Source organism: Micromonospora sp. DT15, assembly GCF_049841475.1.
GTDB lineage: Bacteria > Actinomycetota > Actinomycetes > Mycobacteriales > Micromonosporaceae > Micromonospora.
The window spans coordinates 164,733-186,046 of sequence record NZ_JBNCKJ010000011.1 but is presented as its reverse complement, the minus strand read 5'-3'; the positions used below and the strand labels follow the sequence as shown (position 1 = coordinate 186,046).

Genomic DNA, 21,314 nt, shown 5'->3' with positions numbered 1-21,314 from the left:
CCACGGCGGCCCACAAGGCCGGCCGGTACGCGAGGGAGCCCACCATGACCCAGGCGATCGACCGACCCAAGTCGACCGAGGACGTCGACGTCGACCGGCTCGTCGGCGCTGTCGACCACGACATCAGCCACGACCCGTTCCCGGTCCGGGGCCTCGACCACGTGCACTTCCTGGTCGGCAACGCCAAGCAGGCCGCCCACTACTACTCCACCGCCTTCGGCATGACCTGCGTGGCGTACCGCGGCCCCGAGCAGGGCTACCGGGACCACGCCCAGTACGTGCTGACCAGCGGCTCGGCCCGGTTCGTGCTGACCGGCGCGGTGCGCCCGGACGCCGAGGGCGCCGAGCACGTGGCCCGGCACAGCGACGGGATCAGCGACATCGCGCTGGAGGTCCCGAACGTGGACGCCGCGTACGCGCACGCCATCGCGCAGGGCGCCGCCAGCGTCGCCGAGCCGCACGACGTGACCGACGAGCACGGCACCGTCCGGATGGCCGCCATCGCCGCGTACGGCGACACCCGCCACACGCTGGTCGACCGGTCCCGTTACACCGGCCCGTTCCTGCCCGGCTTCGTGGCCCGGGGCCCGATCGTTGACCGGCAGCCGATGATCGACGCCGGCATCCAGCCGAAGCGCTTCTTCCAGGCCGTCGACCACGTCGTCGGCAACGTGGAGCTGGGCCGGATGGACGAGTGGGTCGAGTTCTACAAGCGGGTGATGGGCTTCTCCAACATGGCGGAGTTCGTGGGCGACGACATCGCCACCGACTACTCGGCGCTGATGAGCAAGGTCGTGGCGAACGGCACCCGCAAGGTGAAGTTCCCGCTGAACGAGCCGGCGATCGCCCGCAAGAAGTCCCAGATCGACGAGTACCTGGAGTTCTACCAGGGCCCGGGCGCGCAGCACATCGCCGTCGCCACCAACGACATCCTTGCCAGCGTCGACGCGATGCGCGCTGCCGGCCTGGAGTTCCTGGACACCCCGGACTCGTACTACGACGACCCCGAGCTGCGTGAGCGGATCGGCAAGGTGCGGGTGCCGATCGAGGAGCTGAAGGCCCGCAAGATCCTGGTCGACCGGGACGAGGACGGCTACCTGCTCCAGATCTTCACCAAGCCGGTGCAGGACCGTCCCACTGTCTTCTTCGAGCTGATCGAGCGGCACGGCTCGCTGGGCTTCGGCAAGGGCAACTTCAAGGCGCTCTTCCAGGCGATCGAGCGGGAGCAGGAAGCCCGCGGCAACCTGTAACACTTGCGAGCGTGACGCAACCTCCGTCGTACCCGACGCCGCCGGCCGGTGGGCCCCGACCCACCGCCGGCGGCTTCGCGCCGCCGCCCGGACCAGACCCCCAGGGGTACGCCCCGCAGTACCGCCATGCCGAGTTCCAGGGAACAGCCGTCGTTAAGGTGTCCCAGTGAGCGAGCGAAGCGGAGCGGTGACGGCGTGAGTGTGCAACCCGGCTGGTACGTCGACCCCGCCGACACCGAGACCCGGCGTTACTGGGACGGCGAGGGTTGGCTCGGTGCGCCCATTCCCGTCGACGCGACTCCGCCGGACGGTCCGCCGCCGGCCGAGCCGCCGCCCGCGCCGGTCACCCCGGCCGCGCCAGCGGCGTCGACGACCCCCGAGTCGGCGACCGGCGCTCCGGGCTGGTCGCCCCAGCAGGGCCCACCCCCTGGGTACGGCCCGCAACCGGGGCACGGCCCGGGCTGGGGACCACAGGCCGGCCCTCCCGGCTGGGCCCCGCAGGGCGGTCCGTCGGGCTGGGCACCACCGGGTGCCCCTCCCGGCTGGGCGCCCCCGGCCGGTCACCCCGGCTGGCCCGGACGTCCGCCGGAGCCGCGACCGCACGGCTTCAGGTTGGCCGGCTACGGCCGTAGGTTGGTCGCCCGGCTGATCGACTTCGGTCTCGTCCTCGCACTGAACGTGGTCGTCAACGGCTGGTTCGTCTGGCGCTGGGCGCAGGAGTGGGCGCCATACTGGCAGGAGGTCTTCCGGCGCGCGTCGCGCGGCGACACCTCCGCCGACGGCCTGCCGCTCCCCAGTGAGCAGGCGAATTCTCTGCTGGTGGCGATCCTGCTGATCGCCACCGCGCTCTGGCTGGCATACGAGGTGCCGACGATGGCCTCCGGCGGGCAGACAGTCGGCAAGCGGGTGATGCGAATCCGGGCGGTGCCGATGGCCGCCGACCAGCCGCTGGGCGTCCGCCGGGCGCTGAGCCGCTGGAGCACGATGGGCCTGCCGACACTGCTCTGGTACTGCGCCGGGCTCGGCCTGGTGCTGCAACTGGTCGACGCGCTCTCCCCCCTCTTCGACCACCCCCTGCGCCAGGCGCTGCACGACAAGCGCGCACAGACGGTGGTCGTCGAAGTCCCCCAACACACCGACACCGCCCCCTCGAACGACCGTAACCAGCCCCCGGGAGACACCCCATGACCGACTCCGGACGTCACCAGCCGGCGCTGCGGCTGACCCGCGTCGACCTGGACGCGCTGCCCAGCTACGTGCCGGGGCGCAGCCCCGCCGACCTGGCCCGCGAGTTGGGCCTGCCGGAGGCCATCAAGCTGGCCAGCAACGAGGTGCCGTACGGCCCGCTGCCCGGCGTCGTGGAGGCGGTCACCGAGGCCATCACCACCTCGCACCGCTACCCGGACATGGGCGTGGTCGCGCTGCGCGACGCGCTGGCCCAGCGGTACGGGGTGGACGCCGACCGGATCGCCACCGGCTGCGGTTCGGTGGCGCTGGCCGAGCACCTGGTGCGTGCCACCTGCCTGCCCGGCGACGAGGTGCTCTACTCGTGGCGGTCCTTCGAGGCGTACCCGATCATCGTGGCGACCAGCGGCGCGACCAGCGTGCGGGTGCCCAACGACGCCGGGCACGGGCACGACCTGGCGGCGATGGCGGCGGCGGTGACCGACCGGACCCGGGTGATCTTCGTCTGCAACCCGAACAACCCCACCGGTACGGCGGTACGCCGCGCCGAACTGGACCGGTTCCTCGACGCGGTGCCGGACGACGTGCTGGTGGTCATCGACGAGGCGTACCGGGAGTTCGTCACCGACGCGGAGGTGCCGGACGGTCTCGACTACCTGGACCGGCCGAACGTGGCGGTGCTGCGCACGCTGTCGAAGGCGTGGGGGCTCGCCGGGCTGCGGATGGGGTGGCTCGTCGCCCAGCCGGTGGTGGCCGCCGCCATCCGCAAGGTGGCGACCCCGTTCTCCAGCAGCACGGCAGCCCAGGCCGGGGCGCTCGCCGCGCTGACCCAGGTGGCGGAGATGGAGCGCCGCTGCGCCCTGGTCGTCGCCGATCGGGACCGGGTCACCGAGGCGCTGCGCAAGTTCGTGCCCGAGGTGCCGACGAGCCAGGCCAACTTCGTCTGGCTGCCGCTGGGCGAGCGGGCCGTGGCGTTCGGCAAGGCGTGCGAGGCGCGCGGGGTGATCGTGCGGCCGTTCGCCGGGGACGGGGTCCGGGTCACCATCGGCACCCCGGCCGAGAACGACGCGTTCCTGGCTGCGGCCGAGGCCGCGCTGGCCTGACCGTCGCCGGCGGTAGCGCACCGACTCACAGGCAGGGAACGAGCGGCGGGCGGGCGGGCGGAGCACAGCTGCTCCGCCCGCCGGCGCCCCTAGGGCGCTCCGTCGACCACCGCCAGTCGCCACTGCGCCTCACCCTCGACTCCGACGGCCGGACGAGCTTGCTGAACCTCACCTCGGTCGTCAAGCTGCGAGAAGTAAGCGCCGTTTGTCCAACTTTGCGTGGTTTCTGCCCTATCTTCCGAAGTAGCCGGCCGCGCCGAGGAGTCACGCCGGCTCACTTCGAGAAAACGGGGTAACGAACAGTGCGTACTGCCAAGATCTGTCTGGCCGGGGCGGCCGCAGCGGCGATGGTGGGCTTCCTCGCCGCGCCGGCCGCCGCCGCGCCCACCGACACCACCGACACCACCTTCGAGGTGCTCGCCGGCACCCTCGACATCGTCGCGCCGGCCACCGCCGACCTCGGCGACGGTGCCCCCGGTGGTGTCATCACCGGCCAGCTCGGCGTCGTGACGGTCACCGACTCGCGAGGTGCCGCCGACGCCTCCTGGGTCGCCTCGGTGACCGCGAGCGTCTTCCAGACCGGCGGCGGCTCACCGCCCGAGACGGTCCTCCCCGAGGAGATCGACTACTGGTCCGGCCCGGCAACGGCCACCACCGGCACGGGCACCTTCACGCCGGGGCAGGCCGCCGCCGGCGACGCCCAGCCGCTGTCCAGCGTCACCCCGCTCACGGCGTTCACCCACAGTGGCGGCACCGGGGGCAACACCGCCAGCTGGAACCCCACCCTGGACGTCAACGTCCCGCTGGACAGCATCGCGGGCGTCTACACCGGCACGGTGACACATTCGGTGGCATAGCCGCCGGGGGCGGTCGACCATCGCTGTCGCCCTCGCCCTGTTCTGCCTCGCCGGTCCGGGTCTGTCGACCCGGGCCGGCGCGGTCGAACCGGAAGCGGGATCCGACGACGGCACCATCGGGATCCGATTGTGGGAAGCCCCGACCGAACGGCGCGGCGACCCCCGGGCGCTGCGCTACATCGTCGACCACCTACCGCCGGGCACCACAGTCAAGCGGCAACTGCTGATCGTCAATCGCACCGACCAGACCCGTCGGGTCGACGTGTATCCGGCGGCCGCGACCCTGGGGGATGCGGCGTTCCGCTTCGGCGAGGGTCGCGCCGAGAACGAGCTGACCTCCTGGGTCACCCTCGACGAGCGCTCAGTCGAGCTGGAACCGTGGGGAGAGACCCGGGTCCGAGCGACAATCACCGTGCCGCCGACCGCCTCCCAGGGCGAGCGGTACGGGGTGGTCTGGGCATCCACCGCCTCAGCCCCGCGGGCCGGTGGCGAGATCACGCAGGTCCACCGGGTCGGAGTCCGGATGTACCTCGACATCGGACCCGGTGGCGAACCCGCCTCCGACTTCTCGATCGGCGAGGTACGCCCGGCCCGCAGCCCCGAGGGCGAACCGTCGCTGACCGTCCAGGTCAGCAACACCGGAGGCCGTGCCATCGACCTGACCGGCGCGGTCATCCTGAGCGACGGTCCGGCCGGCAGTCGGGCCGGCCCATTTCCGGTCGGGCAGGGCGTCACGCTGGCGCCGGGTGCCTCCGGGCAGGTCATCGCCCGACTCCCGAACACGTTGCCGAACGGTCCCTGGAAGGCGGAGGTGAACCTGGAGAGCGGCCTGGTGAAGCGGAGCATCGCCGCGCAGGTCACATTCCCCGACGCTGGTCAGGTCGGGAAACGGGGCAATGTCGTCTCCCGGATGTTTTCCGGGTGGACCGTGGTGGCGACAACAGTGGGGCTGCTGCTGGTCGTCGGCCTCGCCATGCTGGCCCGCCGTTACCGCCGGTCCGGTCGGCCTCGGCCTCCCACCAGCCGCCCGAGGTCGCGCACCCCGGCCGGCCGTTGATCGCGAACGGGCCAGCCCGACCACCGTCTCCGGCCGGCCGGTCAGCTCAGCCTGTTGCGGCGGGCGGCGAACCAACCGGCGACGATCAGGGCCGCGCCCAGGACGGCGAGAAGCAGCGCAGACCCGCCCGACCCGGTGACCGGCAACTCACCGCCGTGACTCGGTGTGGGCTGGGGCGGTGCCGTCGGTGTGGACGTGGGCGGCGGCTGAGTCGGCGGCGGTGTCGGCGACGCCGGCAGGATCTCGAAGGTGACGCCCGTGTCCGCCGACGGCTCGGCCCGGACGACGCGGAACCCCTGCGCCGAGGCGGGGCCGGCGGCCAGCACCGGCGACACCGCCAACGCCAGGCTCGCGGTGGCGGCGAGCGCCCCGCCCACGAGGTAGTTGGCTGCTGTCCTGGCCATGCGCCGACCCCTTCCACCGGGAACCTGAACCGTGAAAAACGTACCCTTTCACGACAAAGGGAATGGAATGGTTCGGTGTTCCGAGCCGGAAGACGCCACGATCAGGTGGCGGCCAGGATCACCGTCTCGCCGGTGTAGAAGTAGCGCCGGTCATCGCCGGTGGGGTCGACCGGCCTTCGGAGCCGCTCGATCGCGACGAAGCCGTCCTCGGCAGTCACCGCCCCCGGCGCCCAGCCGGTCCCGTCCGACCCAACATTGAGCGCGAATCGGGACAACTGCCTACCGGTCACCGGATCCAGCGTCACCAGATCGTTCGCCTCGGTCAGCAGGTGCACCCGGCCAGGCTGCCCCGCCAGCACCCGAGCCCCGTCCAGGCCCGCGGAGCGCCACAGCTCGGTGCCCGTACGCGCCGATCGACCCACAACGACCCCGTCGAGCACGGCGACGGACTGCTCACCGACCAGCGCGACGCCGGCCGGATCCAGCGCGGGAGCGGCGACCGGCGAACCCGCAGTCAACAACCAGCCCTGGCCGCCCTCGTCACCCGGCCCGGCGGTCCGCAACCCCAGACAGTCCGAGCCGCCGGTACGACAGCCGAGTGGCGTCACCACAAACCCGTCCGGGCCGCCCGGCGGTCGCCAACGCTCCCGTACCTCGCCCGTGGCAGCGTCCCGGAACTCGACAGTGGCCGCCCCGGCGCAGGTGTCAAGACCGATCAGCAGCCCGGTGGCGCTGGTGCCGACATCGCTGCGGCACCTGCCGGGCAACTCGACCCGCCACAGCTCCCTACCGCCGCTCAGCTCGACCCCACGCGCCTGGGCATCCCCGGTCACCACCAGCACGATCCGCCCGTCGGGAAGGTCGGTGAGCTGGAGCCCGGGCGCATCCCAGACGGTCGCCGCCCAGGTACGACGTACCGGCGCCGTGCTCTCGACAGGCTCCGGGCCGTCGGCTCGCCAGAGCACCCCGCCGGTCCGGGCGTCGAGTGCGACGAGCTGCCCGTCGGACCAACGGCTGACCACGGTACGACCGCTGGCGACCACCCCGGTCAGCTCCGCCGGCCACCGCCGGTACGACCAGAACGGACTGGTCCGGTACCGGCCGTCGACCGGCCGGTCGGCGTAGACCTGACGGTGCGCGGCGTACACCCGCAGTCTCCCGTCGACGATCAACGGGGCGACCGGCAACCGACCGATCACTCCGGCGGCCGGTTGGGCCGGGGCCGGATAGTCGGCCCGCGCCACGGTGCTCACCTCTGCCGGTGCGAGGACCCGGTGGACGATGACCGCGACGGCTGCCGTCGCGAGCAGCGCCGCGACCGCGATCGCGAGCCGTCGCCGGCCTCTCGGGAACCTCATGCCGCACCTCCGCCCGGCACCCTACCCAGCGGAGAGGGCCGGACCCCGTTCAGGTCACGGCGAGGGCTGACCGCCCGGCGCTCAGGCGGCTTCGACGGAGCCGGCGGCACCGGCCGCGACGGCGAGGTCGGCGAGATCACGCCAGAGCGCCGCCTCGACCGCCCGCGCGGCCAGCCCGCCGAGCAGCAGCGCCACCACCCGACCGTACGGAGCGGTCGGCACCGCCTCGTGGGTCACTGTGACCGCTGTGCAACCCCGACGGCGGCGGCGGACCGGCCGCAGGCTCCAGGTGATGCGGTAGTCGGCGCCGGTGCCGGAGGAGCAGAGCACCAGTCGCTGCGGTGCGAGCGCCTCGACCACCAGGAACTCCTCGGTCAGCGTGGCGCCGCCCGGCTGGACCCGTTCCTCGCGCCAGGAGGTGCCCGGCCCGAACGAACCCGGGGTGAGCACCTCGATCGGGCCGGCTGCGGTCAGCCGGGCCGCGCGGCCGGGCAGGTCGGTCAGCAGACGCCAGACGTCGACAGCGTGCGCCTCGATGATCCCGGTAATCGCCACCGTCGACATGCCACCCTCCCGTGTCCCCGACGGTACGCGGAGTGAGGGCCGGACGGGGCCCCCGGAGCGGAATTTCCACCCCCCGGGGGCCACGCTGTCCGATTGGGCGGTCGCTTCGGCACCGGTCGTCGTCGACCGGCGCCGAAGCGCCGGTCAGCGCTCGAAGCGACCGGCCCGAATCGCGCCGATGAACGCTGTCCACCCCGGCGGGCTGACCGCGAGTGTGGGACCGGTCTGGTCCTTGGAGTCGCGGACCCCGACCAGACCATGGACATCGACCAGGTTGTCCGCCACTTCCACGCAGAGCCCCTGGTCGTTTGAACGGCTACTGGTACGCCAGACCGCGCCCGCAAGATCGTGCATCGTCGTTACCTCCGTGTGCGTCGGGATTGCCCCACCGCTGTGGACGGGCATTGGGCCCGGCCCGTGTGGGACCACTTGATCCGCGTGACCAACGGCGCAACGAGGGCTCTTGATCGCACCCGCTGTGCGATCAAGAGTCCCGTGAACGAGACGACTTGAAGACCAGATGGTCAGAGCGCTCCGGAGGGGTCGCAGTAATCCGACTCAGCAGAGGAAAGCCGCTGCTGGGCCGTACCGCGGCGGCGGCTTCAACGGGCCGGACGAACCGTGCCGGACACCTCGCCGAGGGCGATTGTGGTGCCGTCCGGGCCGGGCGCCGTGGCGGTGATGGTCACCGTGTCGCCGTCTTCGAGGAACGTACGGCTCTCGCCGCCCACGGTGACCGGTTCGGCCCCGCCCCAGGTCAGTTCCAGGAAGGACCCGACCTGTCCCCGTTCCGGGCCGGAGACGGTCCCGGAGGCGTACAGGTCACCGGTGCGCAGCGAAGCCCCGTTGACGGTGAGGTGCGCCAACTGCTGGGCGGGGGTCCAGTACATGGTGGCGAACGGAGGCTCGCTGACCTGGTCGCCGTTCCACTCGACCGACAGGCGCAGGTCCAGGCCCAGGTGCGGCACGTCCCGCAGATAGTCCACCACCGGCGGGTCCTGGTCGGGGGCCGCCACGTTGGCGTTGCCGAGGGCGTCCAGCGGCGTCACCCAGGCCGAGATCGAGGTGGCGAACGACTTGCCGAGGAACGGGCCGAGCGGCTGGTACTCCCAGGCCTGGATGTCCCGGGCCGACCAGTCGTTGACCAGCACCACACCGAAGACGTGCTCGGCGAAGTCGTCGACGGAAACCCGATCGCCCAACGCGCTCGGTACGCCCACCACGAATCCCACCTCGGCCTCGATGTCGAGGCGTACCGATGGGCCGGTGACCGGGCCCTCGGCGGAGGCCCGCTGCCCGGTCGGCCGAGTCACCGGCGTGCCGGAGACGACCACCGTGCCGGCCCGCCCGTGGTAGCCGATCGGCAGGTGCTTCCAGTTGGGCAGCAGCGGCGGCTGGCCGGGGCGGAAGATCTGCCCGACGTTCGACGCGTGGTGCTCCGAGGAGTAGAAGTCGACGTAGTCGGCCACCTCGATGGGGAGCAGCAGCTCCACGTCGTCGAGGGGCACCAGCAGCGGCTCCACCGCGCCCCGGTGCGCCGGGTCGGTCAACAGCTCGGTGATCCGCTGCCGTACCGCCGTCCACTGCGGACGACCCAGGGCCATGAAGTCATTGAGCACGGGCCGGCACAGCGTGCCGGCGGCCAGCACCAGCTCGGCGGCCTCCGCCGCCGCGAGGTCGAAGACCCAGGACCCGATCCGTACGCCGATCCGCGAAGGACCCCCGTCCTGCCGGAACACCCCGTACGGCAGGTTCGTCACCCCGTACGGCGAACCGTCGGCGCCGGTCACCCAGGTCATGCGTCGTAGCCCCCGTTCACCAGCCCAAGCCGGATCAGATCGGTCAGTGGTTCCAGGATGCTGCACGAGCCGAAGCCCACCCACAGGGGGCGAGGCCCGTCCAGCCGTGCCGTCGTGCGCTCCACCAGGGGGCGCGGGTCGACAACGGTGAGTAGCTCGGCGACCGTGCGCACACCGTCACCCTCGGCGGCGGCCAGGGTCGCGGCCAGCACGTTGGCGTAGCCGTGGTGGGTGAACCCGGTCTCCGGGTCGAGGTGTCGGATCGCCTGGTGCAGCCCGGCGGTGAGCTTGAACGGCAGGCCCCGGTCCCGGCAGGCGCAGATCACGGTGGCCAGTTCGGTCGGGGTGGGGAAGAGTTCGGCGGCCAGGCCGCCGGTGCGGAACTTGGCCGCGATCGGCACCCCGTCGGCCCGCGCGGCGACGAGCGCGTCCAGCGCGCCCATCAGCCCGAAGGTCAGCGGCAGCTCGGCGTAGACGGTTTCCACGCCTGGCAGCGCGTCGGTCAGTCGCAGCAACTCGGCGATGCCGGGCAGCGGGTCCTCGCCGCGCTTGGCAACCGCCACCTCTACCTGGCGCGCTGTGACGCCGTCGGGGGCGAGGAACGACAGCGCGAACGGCAGGTTCCCGATCCCGGTGTCGCCGATCACGCCGACCACCAGGCCCTCGCCCGGGTCGACGAGACCGGTCAGCTCACCGGCGGCCACGTCCGAGGCGGGGATCAGCAGTGGGCCGACCAGGTCGGCGTACCAGGCGGCGCGGTGTTGGCGGTGGGCGACCAGGGCGTCGTGCAGCGCGGCGCTGCCCGGCGGGAAGACGGCGGCGTCGTCCACCAGGCCGTGGAGGAGTGCTGGCACCTGCGTTGACACGGAACAAGAATGTACGGGACGCTACGAGGAACGGACAACAGCGTCCGATTATCGGACGCCTTCGGCCGGTGAACGGGAAATATCGGGAGGCGAGATGCCGTACTACCGCAGCGTCGGCGAGGTGCCGCGCAAGCGCCACACCCAGTTCCGGCAGCCCGACGGCAGCCTCTACGCCGAGGAGCTGATGGGCCAGGAGGGCTTCTCCTCCGACTCGTCCCTGCTCTACCACCGGCACGCGCCCACCGCGATCCTGGCCGCCGACGAGTTCACCCCGCCCACCTTCACCCGGGCGCCGAACCTGCCGCTCAAGCCCCGCCACCTGCGCACCCACAAACTGGACACCGGCGGTTCCGACCCCATCCTCGGCCGGCAGTACCTGCTCGCCAACGACGACGTACGGATCGGTTACGTCCTCGCCGACCGACCCTCACCGCTGTTCCGCGACGCCACCGGCGACCACTGCCTCTACGTCGAGTCGGGCACCCTGCGGGTCGAGTCCCCGTTCGGCGTGCTGGACGCGGTCGCCGGCGACTACGTCGTCATCCCCACCTCGACCATCCACCGGCTGGTGCCCACCGGCGACCAACCCGTCCGGCTGCTCGCCGTCGAGGCGTCCGGGCACATCGGCCCGCCCAAGCGCTACCTCTCCGTACGCGGCCAGTTCCTTGAGCACTCGCCGTACTGCGAGCGGGACGTCCGCGGCCCCGACGCCCCGCTGCTCGTCGACGGCGAGGAGGACGAGGTGCTGGTCCGGCACCGGCGCGGCTGGACCCGTTACGTCTACGCCAACCACCCGTTCGACGTGGTCGGCTGGGACGGGCATCTCTACCCGTGGGCGTTCTCCATCCACGACTTCGAGCCGATCACCGGCCGCATCCACCAGCCACCGCCGGTGCACCAGACCTTCCAGGGGCCCAACTTCGTCATCTGCTCGTTCGTGCCCCGCAAGGTCGACTATCACCCGCAGTCGATCCCGGTGCCGTACAACCACCACAATGTCGACTCCGACGAGATGCTCTTCTACACCGGGGGCAACTACGAGGCACGGCGCGGCTCCGGCATCGAGCAGGGCTCGATCTCGTTGCACCCGTCCGGCTTCACCCACGGCCCCCAGCCGGGTGCCGCCGAGCGATCCATCGGCGCGGACTACTTCGACGAGTTGGCCGTCATGGTCGACACCTTCCGCCCGCTGGATCTCTGCGACGCCGCCAGCTCCTGCGAAGACGAGGGGTACGCCTGGACGTGGGCGCGTTCTGTGTAGTCGCGCTTCTGGGGTTTCGCCGGAGCCCGACCCGCTCTGGGCGGTCAGGCTTGATCCCGACGCGGGTCGGGCTCCGGCGAAACCCCTGACCTGGTCGAGCTGCGCGACGCTGGTGATCTATGCGGGTCACGCCGAGCGCGGGTTGGCCGGGTCAGCGGATGGCGGTTCGGGTGAAGACGGCGAACTCGGCTACCGCTGTGGTGGCGATGGCCAGCACCAGGGGCCACGGGGAGCCGACCATGGCGTACACCAGCAGCAGCAGCGGCGCGGCGGCCACGGCGTAGACGGCCAGGGCCATCGCCCGGTCCGAGTGCAGCAGGGCGGGCAGGACGCTCCGGGTCAGCCCGGGCAGCCGGGCCGCGAGCTGCCACACGATGATCCCGCCGGTGAGCGCGGCGAGCACCGCCAGGACGCGGGAGAACCCGTCGTTCGCCGACGCCGCGAACGCGACCAGCACCGCCGCCACCAGCGACCAGCCCGCGCCGTAGAGGACCAGGCGGTGCAGCCCGTACGCGAGGGTTCGTGGCGAGTCGATCCGCCTGGGGCTGACCGTCACCGCCTCGGCGACGTGCTCCAACGCCTCCGACCAGCGGCGCTGCTCCAGCCGCATGACACCCACGTCGTGGCCGGCCTCGCCGATCCGCGGGTCGAGCCGCAGCGCCTCCCGGTAGGCCCGCTCGGCCAGGTCGAACAGGTCCAGGCGGGCGGCGACCAGGCTGAGCACCAGGTGCGCCTGCGGCTCCTGCGGAGCCAACTCGACACCTCGCCAGGCCGCGTTCAGCGCCGGCTGACCGTTGCGGGCGCCGGCCAGGATCGCCGCCGCGCTCCGCTGGGCGTACGCGTCGGCCGGGCCGAGGGCGAGGACCCGGTCGGCGGTGGCCGCCGACTCGCTGTAGCGCTCCAGGTCGGCGAGGGCCATGCCCCTGGCAACCAGCGGGGGCAGGGCCTCGGGTGCGGCTGCCACGGCCGTGTCGGCGGCGGTGAGCGCCTCGGTCGGGCGGCCGGCGGCCAGGTGCACCCGGGCCAGCATGGTGAGCGCGTCGACATCATCCGGCTGGAGGGCCAACCCGTAGGCCAGTTCCCCGGCCGCCTCGTCGTAGCGGCCGAGTTCGGCGAGGAGTTGGGCCCGCTGGACGTAGCCGTCGGCGGCGGACTGGTCGGGGGTGGGGTCGCTGGACATCGCGGCGAGCTTAGGCGGCCGACGCGTCGTACACCAGGGCCACCGCGACCCCGGTCAACCCTTCCTCACGGCCGGCGAAGCCGAGCCCGTCGGTGGTCGCCGCCGAGACGGTGACCGGGGCGCCGACCGCGGCGGAGAGCACCTCCTGCGCCTCCTCGCGACGCCGGCCGATCTTGGGACGGTTGCCGATGACCTGCACGGACACGTTGCCGACCTCCAGGCCGGCGGCGCGCACCCGACGGGCCGTCTCGGTCAGCAGAGCCACCCCGGCCGCGCCGGCCCACTCCGGCTGGCCCACCCCGAAGGCGGAACCGAGATCACCGAGACCGGCGGCGGAGAGCAGGGCGTTGCAGGCGGCGTGCGCCGCCACGTCGGCGTCGGAGTGCCCGGCGAGGCCGTCCTGATCGGGCCAGAACAGCCCGGCCACCCAGCACGGCCGGCCCGGCTCGAACGCGTGCACGTCGGTGCCGATGGCCACCCGGGGAACGATCATGATCAGAGGGTACGCGTCAACCGGCCGCGGCAAGCAGATGCTCGGCCAGAGCCAGGTCGAACGGCCGGGTGATTTTCAGTGCGTACTCCGAGCCGGGCACGCAGCTCACCGCGACGCCCTGCTTCTCAACCAGTCCGGCGTCGTCGGTGAGGGAGTCACCGGCGGCGGCGTGGGCGGCGCTGAGCACGACCCGACGGAAACCCTGCGGGGTCTGCACCGCGCGCAGTGCGGAACGGTCGACGGTGCCGAGCACCACCTCGTCGGCACCGACTTCCTTGATCGTGTCGACGACCGGCAGGACCGGGATCACCGCGTCGCACCCGCCTCGTACCGCCGCCGCGACGGATTCGACCAGCTCAGGCGGGGTGAGCGCCCGGGCGGCATCGTGCACCAGGACGATCGTCGGACCGGGGGGCACCGCGGCCAGCGCGGCGGCCACCGACGCCTGCCGTTCGGCACCACCGGGCACCACGGTCACCGGGGCGACCGGGGCCAACAGCTCGCGGACGGCCTGCACCTCGGCGGCCGGCGCGGCCACCACGATGGTGTGCACCGACGGCGCGGCGGCCAGTCGACGCACGGCGTGCACCAGCAGCGGTTCACCGGCGAGCAGGCGCAGCGCCTTGGGTCGGCCGGGGCCGAGCCGTACGCCGGCACCCGCCGCAGGCACGAGGACCGCGACGTCACCGCGCGGATTGAGCTGCGCGGTCACGTCGCGGTCCTCGGTGGTTTCTTCACTACGAAGTGGGTACGACGATGCTGTGCGGACTAGGCCTCGGTGAGGACCTTGTCGAGCAGCGTCTCCGCCTCGTCCTTGGTGCTCTTCTCGGCCAGCGCGACCTCGCCGACGAGAATGTCACGGGCCTTGGCGAGCATCCGCTTCTCGCCCGCAGAGAGGCCCCGCTCCCGCTCCCGGCGCCACAGGTCACGCACGACCTCGGCGACCTTCAGCGGGTTGCCGGAAGCCAGCTTTTCCAGATTGGCCTTGTAACGCCGCGACCAGTTGGTCGGCTCCTCGGTGTGCGGAGCCCGCAGAACGTCGAAGACCTTACCGAGGCCTTCTTCGCCGACCACCTCGCGCACACCCACGATCTCGGCGTTCTCGGCCGGCACCCGGACCGTCAGGTCACCCTGCGCGACCCTCAGGACGAGGTATTTCTTAGGCTCGCCCTTGATGACCCGAGTCTCGATTGCCTCGATGAGTGCGGCCCCGTGGTGGGGGTAAACAACGGTCTCGCCGACACTGAAAACCATAGGTTCGAAACCCCTTTCGCTGTGTCTAGGGTAACACGGTCAGGCACTGATGTCTCTCCGATGTCCTGACCATTGGCGCAGCTCAGGGGCCCTGTGAGAGGTCTTGCTTCAGCTTGACAGGCGGTCAAACCGATGGTTCGAACACGCTCCGTAACGGGCAAATGACTGCCCGGTACGGGTGAACAGAACGTCGAGATCAAGGGCTATGCGCTCCTCCCATGGTAGCCCGGCCAGCAGGACCGCGCCCAGATGTAGCGCGAGGAGCCCCTGGTGCGGGACCCTGGAGACCGAGCCGCACTCAGCTCTCGAGACGCTTCCAGGGGGTCCGATGGGCAAGCCGGACGCAGAGGGTCACGGGCCAGCCGACGGCCTGCCCGGCCTACCGCCCGAATGGGGCCGCGTGGTGGTTCCCGACGACGCCTCCGCACTGGCCGCCGAGGCCGCTCAGATCCGCCGTGAGCTGCGCCGGGCCGACGGCCTCTCGGGCGGTCACCGGGCCCTGGGCCTACCGCTGGCGGTGCTGTTGGTGGCGGTCCTCACCACGCTGGCCGGCCTACTGGCGGTCACCTGGCCACGCGCCAACCGCGAAGCCGACCGGCCGACCCCGGCCCCCTACTCGCCACCCGAGACCCTCGTCGGGCGGGCGCTGCCCGCACTGGACCTGGTCGGCGCGGACGACGAGCCCGTGCCACTGCGCGGCCTGCTACCCGCCATGATCATCCTGCTGGACGGCTGCCTCTGCCCGGACCGGGTCACCGACGCCCTGGCGGCCGCCCCCGCCGGCGTCTCCGTAATCACCGTGACCGGAGGGCGGACGGTGCCAGCCGGGCCCACCATCGAGCGGCAGGCTCGCGCCCTGGCCGACCCCGCCGGGGGCCTGCGCTCGTTCCTGGGCCAGCCGGCTCGCTCCGGCGCCGCGACCGCCCTGCTCGTCGACCGGGCCGGCATCGTGACCCGGGTGCTGCCCGAACTGGGCACCAGCGACTCCTACCGGAGCGACCTGAGCGCCCTAGCCGCCTGAGCCGACCGCGCCTACTCGGGCAGCACGACGAGTTGCGCCTGGATGTCGATGGGCCGGTCGCCGGCCGACAGCGACAACCGGAACGGCCCGCCAAAGGGCAGCACCTCGGCGTTGGCGATCGTGCCGTCGCAGTCGATCCGTAGCTGACCGTTGATCTTGGCCTCGTCGCTCGTGAGCGCCAGCGTGCCGGGACGGGTGCACCGGTACTGGAGCAGGTAGCGGGCCCCACTGTCGTTGGCCTGCCGGGTCACTTCCTGGCCGGCAGCGATCTCCCGCTGCTCCCGCCAGACGGTCTCGTTGAACGGAGGCAGGTCACCCGAGGGGAAGAGCAACGCGGGATCGCCCTCGATGTCGACGATCGAGCCCGTCGCCGGGTCGATCACCGCGTGCGGACTGCTCTCCACCCGGATGACCGCGCCGGTGTCCGGGTCCATCCGAGCCGTGATCCGCTCTTCGGGCTCCTCAGCCGCGATGAGACGTTCCAGTGGGGTGCTGACGCTCCGCTCGGCGCTCGGCGCCGCGGTCGGAGGAACAGCCGCAGCGGGCGTCGACGAGGGCGCGGCCGAGTGCCACCACCAGCCGCCCACGGCCAGGGCGGCCGCCGCGGCACCGAACAGCACCACCGAGCGCAGCCGGTCGTCCGCCGTCACATCCACCTCCCGAGCGTACCGGCCGGCCCGACGAGGTTCAGCCCTGTCGATCGAGCAGGGCGGCGTACAGGGTGAGGCCGGGGCCGAAGGCCAACATGACGACGCGCCGGGCCGCCGGTGTCGCCCGACCCAACCGGTCCAGGATCAACAGGACGGTCGGCGACGAACAGTTGCCGTGCTCGTCGAGCGTCGCACGGGACGCCGCCAACCCCTGCGGTGGCAGCGCCAACTCCCGTTCCACAACGTTGAGGATCCTCGGCCCGCCCGGGTGCACGGCCCAACCGTCCACCTCGGAGCTGGTGAGGCCGTGCCGGGCCAGCAGATCGTCGACCAGCCCCCGGACGTGCCTCGACAGCACCTGCGGCACCTTCGGCGACAACCCCATCCGGAAGCCGGCGTCGGTGACGTCCCAGGTCATGTGGTCAGCCGTCGAGGTGTCGGTGACGGCGGTGACCTCGCGCAACGCGTACCCCGGGCCGCCCGGCACGACCACCGCGGCGACCGCGGCGTCCGAGAACAGCGCGTGGGAGACGATCTGCTGGGTGTCCACCCGGGCGCTGGACGGCTGGATGTGCAGGCTCGTCAGCTCCGCGCAGAGCAACAGCGCCGGACGCCCCCGGGCGGTGACGAAGTCACTCGCCGCGCCCAGCCCCGGCAACGCCGCGTAACAGCCCATGTGGCCGATGACCATCCGCTGGGTTTCCGCGGCCATTCCCAGGTCCCGGGCGAGCAGGATGTCCAGCCCGGGGGTGGCATAGCCCGTGCAGGAGCAGACGATGAACAGCCCGATGTCGCCGGCGCTCAGCCCGGCAGCGGTCAACGCCCGACCCACCGCCTCCTTGCCCAACGGCAGCGCCTCCACCTGGTAGCGGCGCATCCGGCGCTCGGTCGGCCAGTCCGACACGTCCTCCAACAGCGGGTTGACCGCGGCCTGACGCCGGGTCACCCCCGAGTTGGCGAAAATCCGCTGGGCCAACGACCTGGTGGTGCCGGTGAAGTGCCGGGAGAAGAAGCCCTCCCACAACTCGTCCTGCGAAGCGGACGGCGGCTGCGCTGTCCCGAGCCCCGCGATCACTGGTACGGACACGATCCCCACCTCTCGTCAGATGCTGTCCTCCCCCTGGCCGTCCCACCAGCCACGTCGGCTGGTCGTTCCTTCGTGCGAGCCCGGTGGCGCGGGCTCACCAACGTGGTGCCGATCCGTCACGATCCGGGTCGCCGCCCAGCGCGGCGATGCCGAGCCAGTCGGCGCAGACATCAGACGTGGCCGGGTGCAGCGAACCGCAACGGGCGTCGCGGTAGAGCCGCTCCAGCGGATGACCACGGCGGGTGGCCGAGGTGCCCGCCGCCTCCAGCACCGACGCCGCCACCTCGGCGGCCGTGGTGCCGGCGAGCAGCTTCGCCCGCCACACCCAACGGTTGGTCTCCTCGTCACCGGGCGCCTCGTCCACCCGGCGGGCCGCCTCGGCAACCACCAGTTGCGCGGCGGCCGTCGCCGCGTCCGCCCGACCCAGCCTGGCCCGCACCGCCGGCAGACCGGCCAGGTTGCGGGCGTTCAGGTGCTCGGCCGCCGCGTCGATCGCCGCACGGGCGACCCCCACGTAGACGGCCGCGTAGCTGGCCACCAACCAGTGCGGCATCAGCTGCGCGACCACCAGCGCAAGCCCCTCCACCCCGCCGAGCAGCCGGTCGGCGGGCACCGTGACGTCCAGGTGCAGGTCGTGGGAGGAGGTGGCGCGCATGCCGAGTGAATCCCAGGTCGGCTCCACGGTCAGCCCGTCGCCGGCCGGCACCAGGAACTGCGACACCACCGACTGGTCGGCCGCACTGCGCGCCGCCACCAGGTAGCCGTCCGCGTGCCCGGCCCCGGAGCAGAAGGTCTTGCTGCCCTTGAGGTGCCAGCCCCCGTCGGTCGGCTCGTACGCGGTGGTGAGCTGGGACAGCCGGGCACCCGCGCCCCGCTCGCTCATCGCGACCGCGTACCAGGAGCCCTGCGCCGCCGCGCTGAGCAGCCGGTCGCGGGCGGCCAGCGCCTCGTCGGGTACGCCCAACGCCTCGGCCAACTCCTCGGTGACAGCGCCCAGCGCGCCGGTCACCGAAGCGTGCATGTTGAACACCAGGGCGGTCGCACCGTTGCCCCGGGCAAGCTCAGTGGCCACCGCTGCGTACTCGGCGAAGGTGGCACCCAGACCGCCGAGCGCCCGGGGCACCATCAGCCCGAAAAGGCCGGCCTCGCGCAGGTCGGCGAAGTCGTCCACGGGGAAGGAACCGTCCCGGTCGTGCTCGGCCGCCCGCGCGGCGAACCGCGGCGCCAACCGGCGTGCTGCCTCAAGCGCGTGCACCGTCATCTCGTTCCTCCTCGGCGTTCCATACCCCGCCACGGCCTGACTATCCTTTGCGGACCCCCCGGCCCTGGTAGAGCACGGCGGTGGAGCGGGTCGGCACGATGCGCGGCGCGCGGCCGACGGGCACGGCACCGGCCGTTCGGCTCGCGCGAGCGCGGCGCAGCAGCCAGGCGAGCATGCCGCCGACCTGCGGACGGATGCCCCGCAGACTCAGGTCGACACCGTGTCGGGCGCACTCGGCCACAAGCGCCCGCGCGTCCACGAACAACTGTGGATCGTGGATGCCACGGGGCACCGTCGGCAGGCGCTCGGCGATCCGGACCGCGACGAGCCGGGCCAGCGCCGTGTCGTTGAGGGTGTCCAGCACCAGCACGCCGCCAGGGCGCAGCAGCCGACAGGCCTCGGCCACCGCGCGCGGCCAGGCCGGCACGTGCTCCAGCAACTCACCGGCCGAGACCACGTCGGCGCAGCCGTCAGGCAGCGGCACCGCCGTGGCGTCACCCTGGACCACCCGCACCCCGTGCTCGGCCGCCTGGACGAGTGCCGAGCGGGTCAGATCCACCCCGACGTGGCGGTAGCCCTTGCCCGCCAGGTGCGGCGCGAGCAGGCCGGCGCCGCAACCCAGGTCGACGAGCAACGCGTCCGGACGGGTGGCCGGAGGCACCAGCGCGGCACGGGCCTCAGCCAGCCAGTGCAACATCGCGAACGCACCGTCCGGCCGCCACCACTCACCGGCCAGATCGTCGTACTGACGCGGATCGTTTCGCGGCAGCACCCTCGGACCGGTGGACGCCCCGGCCGCAGCCACGTCTCGCATGGAACCGAGCGTGGCACGACTGCTCGGTAACGACCAGACTTCCCTTATGTCGTCGAGGGTGTTAGGGCTGGTCAGAGCGAGCCATCCGGAACCGGCCGCAGCGGTGACCACGGTGGCCGGTCTGCTGGCCTGGGGAGTGGGCCACCGGCCGACCGGAATCGTCTCGGTGGTGCTCGCCGTGCTGGCCAGCCAGCTCGCCGTCGGCTGGACCAACGACGCGCTGGACGCCGAGCGGGACGCCACTGTGGGGCGTACCGACAAACCGGTCGCCAGTGGCGCGGTCGGTCGGCGCGTCACGGCCTGGGCCGCCGCGGTGGCCGCGGTGGCCTGCCCGTTGCTGGCGCTGACCACGAACCCGGTGGCGGCCTTCTGGCTGACGCTCGCCCTGGTCTCCGCCCTGCTCTACGACTGGCCGCTCAAGGCGACCGCGTTCTCGGTGCTGCCCTACGCCGTGTCGTTCGGCGCGCTGCCCGCCTTCGTGGTGCTGGCGCTGCCCGGCCAGCCGTCCCCGCCGGTCTGGCTGGTGACGGCGGCGGCCTGCCTGGGCGCCGGCGCCCACTTCGCCAACGTGCTGCCCGACCTCGCCGACGACGCCCTCACCGGCGTGCGCGGCCTGCCCCACCGGCTCGGTGCCGCCGGCAGTCGGGTGGCCGCGGCGGGTCTCCTCCTCGCGGCGACCGCGACACTGGTCCTCGGGCCACCCGGGCCGCCGTCGGCGATCGGCTGGGCGGCGGTCGGCACGGCCGCCGTGGTGCCGCCACTGAGCTGGTACGCCGGGCGCTCGGCGATCCGGGCCGGCCGGCGGCCGGTGGCGGCCTTCCGGGCGGTGATGCTGGTGGCCCTCATCGACGTGGTTCTGCTGGTGGCGAGCGGTCGGGTGGTGTGAACGGCACCCGGGCAGGTGGCATTGCCGGGTCCGCGTGCGGGCCTCGATCAGTCCCAACTACCCTGGAGCGCGGTCTGCGCGGGTATGGCCACCGTGCCCGGCGTACGGCCCGGGTGGGGATTGTGACGAGGAGGACCGACGTGACGCGCTCGATCAGGGGATCCCGGCGGGCGGCCCTGTTGCTGTCCGGGATTGCGGCGGCCAGCCTGCTGGCTTCGGGATGCGGCACCGGTCAGATCGCCGAGACCGCGTTGAAGGAGCCGTCGGTCCAGGGCGTCAACCTCACGACCAACAACGGCTCCTTCTCCGTGCGTGGCCTGCTCGTGGACTACCCGGGCACCGAGGGTTACAAGGCCGGGCAGGACGCGGGGCTCGGCGCCGTGATCTACAACGACTCCAAGGAAACCGTGACGGTCACCGTCACCACGGAGAGCGCCCGCGAGGTGGTGATCAGCGGCGGCTCGGCGAGCCCGTCGCCGTCCGCCTCGGAGTCCGCCTCCATGAGCCCGTCGCCGTCCGGTTCGGCCAGCCCGTCGAACTCGACGTCCGGTTCGCCGAGCCCGTCGGCGACGCCCTCCGAGACCGGATCGTCCTCGGCCACCCCGTCCGCCCCGGAGTCGGCGCGGGCGTCCGGTTCGGCCAGCCCCGCCGCCCCGGGTCAGCCGGCCCGGATCGAGCTGGCGCCGTTGAGCTACATCCAGTTCAACTCCGAGGCCACCACGCAGCTCCGGCTGATCGGCCTGACCGAGGCGCTGCGCTCCGGCCAGAACGTCGTCGTGACCTTCGACTTCGGCAACGGCAACACGGTCACCGGGCAGGCGCCGGTCGCGGTGCCGCTCACCCCGGCAGCCCCTCCGTCGCCGATCATCGAGCGCGAGGGTGGCTACGAGGGCAACGAGGGCGGCACGACCCACGAGTGACCGACCCGCACATCGACGAACGCCCCGGCGTGGTGACCACCACG

At 72.4% G+C, this 21,314-nt stretch carries 23 protein-coding genes; 9 read left to right on the top strand and 14 right to left on the bottom strand.

Going from position 1 to position 21,314, the window contains the following annotated elements:
• Positions 1-44 precede the first annotated feature (44 nt).
• From hppD to ACLQ3F_RS24035, 5 genes are all read left to right on the top strand, one after another.
• Complete coding sequence (hppD, locus tag ACLQ3F_RS24055) at positions 45-1,250, top strand: 4-hydroxyphenylpyruvate dioxygenase (RefSeq protein WP_425851523.1); 1,206 nt, start codon at positions 45-47, stop codon at positions 1,248-1,250.
• A gap of 195 nt (positions 1,251-1,445) precedes the next feature.
• Complete coding sequence (locus ACLQ3F_RS24050) at positions 1,446-2,438, top strand: RDD family protein (protein ID WP_425851521.1); 993 nt, start codon at positions 1,446-1,448, stop codon at positions 2,436-2,438.
• Positions 2,435-3,538 carry a histidinol-phosphate transaminase gene (gene hisC, locus ACLQ3F_RS24045; RefSeq protein ID WP_355005917.1) on the top strand — a complete coding sequence of 368 codons (1,104 nt, stop codon included), beginning with the start codon at positions 2,435-2,437 and terminating at the stop codon, positions 3,536-3,538. The genes ACLQ3F_RS24050 and hisC overlap by 4 nt, the downstream gene beginning before the upstream one ends.
• A gap of 302 nt (positions 3,539-3,840) precedes the next feature.
• Positions 3,841-4,395 (top strand): hypothetical protein, encoded by a 555-nt coding sequence (locus tag ACLQ3F_RS24040; RefSeq protein WP_425851519.1) that lies wholly within the window; start codon positions 3,841-3,843, stop codon positions 4,393-4,395.
• Positions 4,396-4,522: 127 nt separating this feature from the next.
• Positions 4,523-5,452, top strand: coding sequence for a hypothetical protein (locus ACLQ3F_RS24035; RefSeq protein ID WP_425851518.1), 930 nt, complete (start codon positions 4,523-4,525; stop codon positions 5,450-5,452).
• A 41-nt stretch (positions 5,453-5,493) separates the two neighbouring features.
• Here ACLQ3F_RS24035 and ACLQ3F_RS24030 read toward each other — a convergent pair whose 3' ends face one another.
• The 6 genes from ACLQ3F_RS24030 to ACLQ3F_RS24005 all read right to left on the bottom strand — a co-directional run bounded on the left by ACLQ3F_RS24030 (position 5,494) and on the right by ACLQ3F_RS24005 (position 10,443).
• A complete protein-coding gene (locus ACLQ3F_RS24030; RefSeq protein ID WP_425851516.1) occupies positions 5,494-5,856 on the bottom strand; it encodes an LPXTG cell wall anchor domain-containing protein in 363 nt (120 codons plus the stop codon).
• A gap of 101 nt (positions 5,857-5,957) precedes the next feature.
• The gene (locus ACLQ3F_RS24025; RefSeq protein WP_425851515.1) at positions 5,958-7,214 is read right to left on the bottom strand and encodes a PQQ-binding-like beta-propeller repeat protein; all 1,257 of its coding nucleotides are present in this window, start codon (positions 7,212-7,214) and stop codon (positions 5,958-5,960) included.
• An 81-nt stretch (positions 7,215-7,295) separates the two neighbouring features.
• The gene (locus ACLQ3F_RS24020) at positions 7,296-7,778 is read right to left on the bottom strand and encodes an SRPBCC family protein (protein ID WP_355005922.1); all 483 of its coding nucleotides are present in this window, start codon (positions 7,776-7,778) and stop codon (positions 7,296-7,298) included.
• A gap of 144 nt (positions 7,779-7,922) precedes the next feature.
• Positions 7,923-8,132: a DUF397 domain-containing protein gene (locus ACLQ3F_RS24015; protein ID WP_130405275.1), complete on the bottom strand. Its 210-nt coding sequence runs from the start codon at positions 8,130-8,132 to the stop codon at positions 7,923-7,925.
• A gap of 248 nt (positions 8,133-8,380) precedes the next feature.
• Positions 8,381-9,577 (bottom strand): fumarylacetoacetase, encoded by a 1,197-nt coding sequence (fahA, locus tag ACLQ3F_RS24010; protein ID WP_357257210.1) that lies wholly within the window; start codon positions 9,575-9,577, stop codon positions 8,381-8,383.
• Positions 9,574-10,443, bottom strand: coding sequence for a hypothetical protein (locus ACLQ3F_RS24005; RefSeq protein WP_355005924.1), 870 nt, complete (start codon positions 10,441-10,443; stop codon positions 9,574-9,576). The genes fahA and ACLQ3F_RS24005 overlap by 4 nt, the downstream gene beginning before the upstream one ends.
• 94 nt (positions 10,444-10,537) lie before the next feature.
• On the opposite strand from ACLQ3F_RS24005, the gene ACLQ3F_RS24000 reads away from it, so the two are divergent.
• Positions 10,538-11,704, top strand: coding sequence for a homogentisate 1,2-dioxygenase (locus ACLQ3F_RS24000; protein ID WP_425851514.1), 1,167 nt, complete (start codon positions 10,538-10,540; stop codon positions 11,702-11,704).
• 151 nt (positions 11,705-11,855) lie between these two features.
• Here the strand turns inward: ACLQ3F_RS24000 and ACLQ3F_RS23995 are convergent, their stop codons facing one another.
• Genes ACLQ3F_RS23995 through ACLQ3F_RS23980 form a run of 4 tightly spaced genes read right to left on the bottom strand, consistent with a single transcriptional unit; the run spans position 11,856 to position 14,631 of the window.
• Positions 11,856-12,884: a tetratricopeptide repeat protein gene (locus ACLQ3F_RS23995; RefSeq protein WP_425851512.1), complete on the bottom strand. Its 1,029-nt coding sequence runs from the start codon at positions 12,882-12,884 to the stop codon at positions 11,856-11,858.
• A 10-nt stretch (positions 12,885-12,894) separates the two neighbouring features.
• Complete coding sequence (gene ispF, locus ACLQ3F_RS23990) at positions 12,895-13,380, bottom strand: 2-C-methyl-D-erythritol 2,4-cyclodiphosphate synthase (protein WP_425851668.1); 486 nt, start codon at positions 13,378-13,380, stop codon at positions 12,895-12,897.
• Between the two features lie 13 nt (positions 13,381-13,393).
• The gene (gene ispD / locus ACLQ3F_RS23985) at positions 13,394-14,089 is read right to left on the bottom strand and encodes a 2-C-methyl-D-erythritol 4-phosphate cytidylyltransferase (RefSeq protein WP_357206317.1); all 696 of its coding nucleotides are present in this window, start codon (positions 14,087-14,089) and stop codon (positions 13,394-13,396) included.
• A 56-nt stretch (positions 14,090-14,145) separates the two neighbouring features.
• Positions 14,146-14,631: a CarD family transcriptional regulator gene (locus ACLQ3F_RS23980; RefSeq protein WP_203148040.1), complete on the bottom strand. Its 486-nt coding sequence runs from the start codon at positions 14,629-14,631 to the stop codon at positions 14,146-14,148.
• A gap of 328 nt (positions 14,632-14,959) precedes the next feature.
• On the opposite strand from ACLQ3F_RS23980, the gene ACLQ3F_RS23975 reads away from it, so the two are divergent.
• Complete coding sequence (locus tag ACLQ3F_RS23975; RefSeq protein ID WP_425851510.1) at positions 14,960-15,652, top strand: hypothetical protein; 693 nt, start codon at positions 14,960-14,962, stop codon at positions 15,650-15,652.
• A gap of 11 nt (positions 15,653-15,663) precedes the next feature.
• Here ACLQ3F_RS23975 and ACLQ3F_RS23970 read toward each other — a convergent pair whose 3' ends face one another.
• The 4 genes from ACLQ3F_RS23970 to ACLQ3F_RS23955 form a co-directional block, all read right to left on the bottom strand.
• Positions 15,664-16,308: a hypothetical protein gene (locus ACLQ3F_RS23970; RefSeq protein ID WP_425851509.1), complete on the bottom strand. Its 645-nt coding sequence runs from the start codon at positions 16,306-16,308 to the stop codon at positions 15,664-15,666.
• A gap of 31 nt (positions 16,309-16,339) precedes the next feature.
• Positions 16,340-17,389: a type III polyketide synthase gene (locus ACLQ3F_RS23965; RefSeq protein WP_425851508.1), complete on the bottom strand. Its 1,050-nt coding sequence runs from the start codon at positions 17,387-17,389 to the stop codon at positions 16,340-16,342.
• Between the two features lie 94 nt (positions 17,390-17,483).
• Entirely contained in the window at positions 17,484-18,650 is a 1,167-nt protein-coding gene (locus ACLQ3F_RS23960; protein ID WP_357206309.1) for an acyl-CoA dehydrogenase family protein, read from the bottom strand.
• A gap of 40 nt (positions 18,651-18,690) precedes the next feature.
• Complete coding sequence (locus ACLQ3F_RS23955) at positions 18,691-19,464, bottom strand: class I SAM-dependent methyltransferase (RefSeq protein WP_355005932.1); 774 nt, start codon at positions 19,462-19,464, stop codon at positions 18,691-18,693.
• A gap of 46 nt (positions 19,465-19,510) precedes the next feature.
• On the opposite strand from ACLQ3F_RS23955, the gene ACLQ3F_RS23950 reads away from it, so the two are divergent.
• Together ACLQ3F_RS23950 and ACLQ3F_RS23945 are read left to right on the top strand one after the other, a co-directional pair.
• Entirely contained in the window at positions 19,511-20,350 is an 840-nt protein-coding gene (locus tag ACLQ3F_RS23950; protein ID WP_355005933.1) for a UbiA family prenyltransferase, read from the top strand.
• Between the two features lie 140 nt (positions 20,351-20,490).
• Entirely contained in the window at positions 20,491-21,270 is a 780-nt protein-coding gene (locus tag ACLQ3F_RS23945) for a hypothetical protein (RefSeq protein WP_357206305.1), read from the top strand.
• The last annotated feature ends 44 nt before the right edge of the window (positions 21,271-21,314 follow it).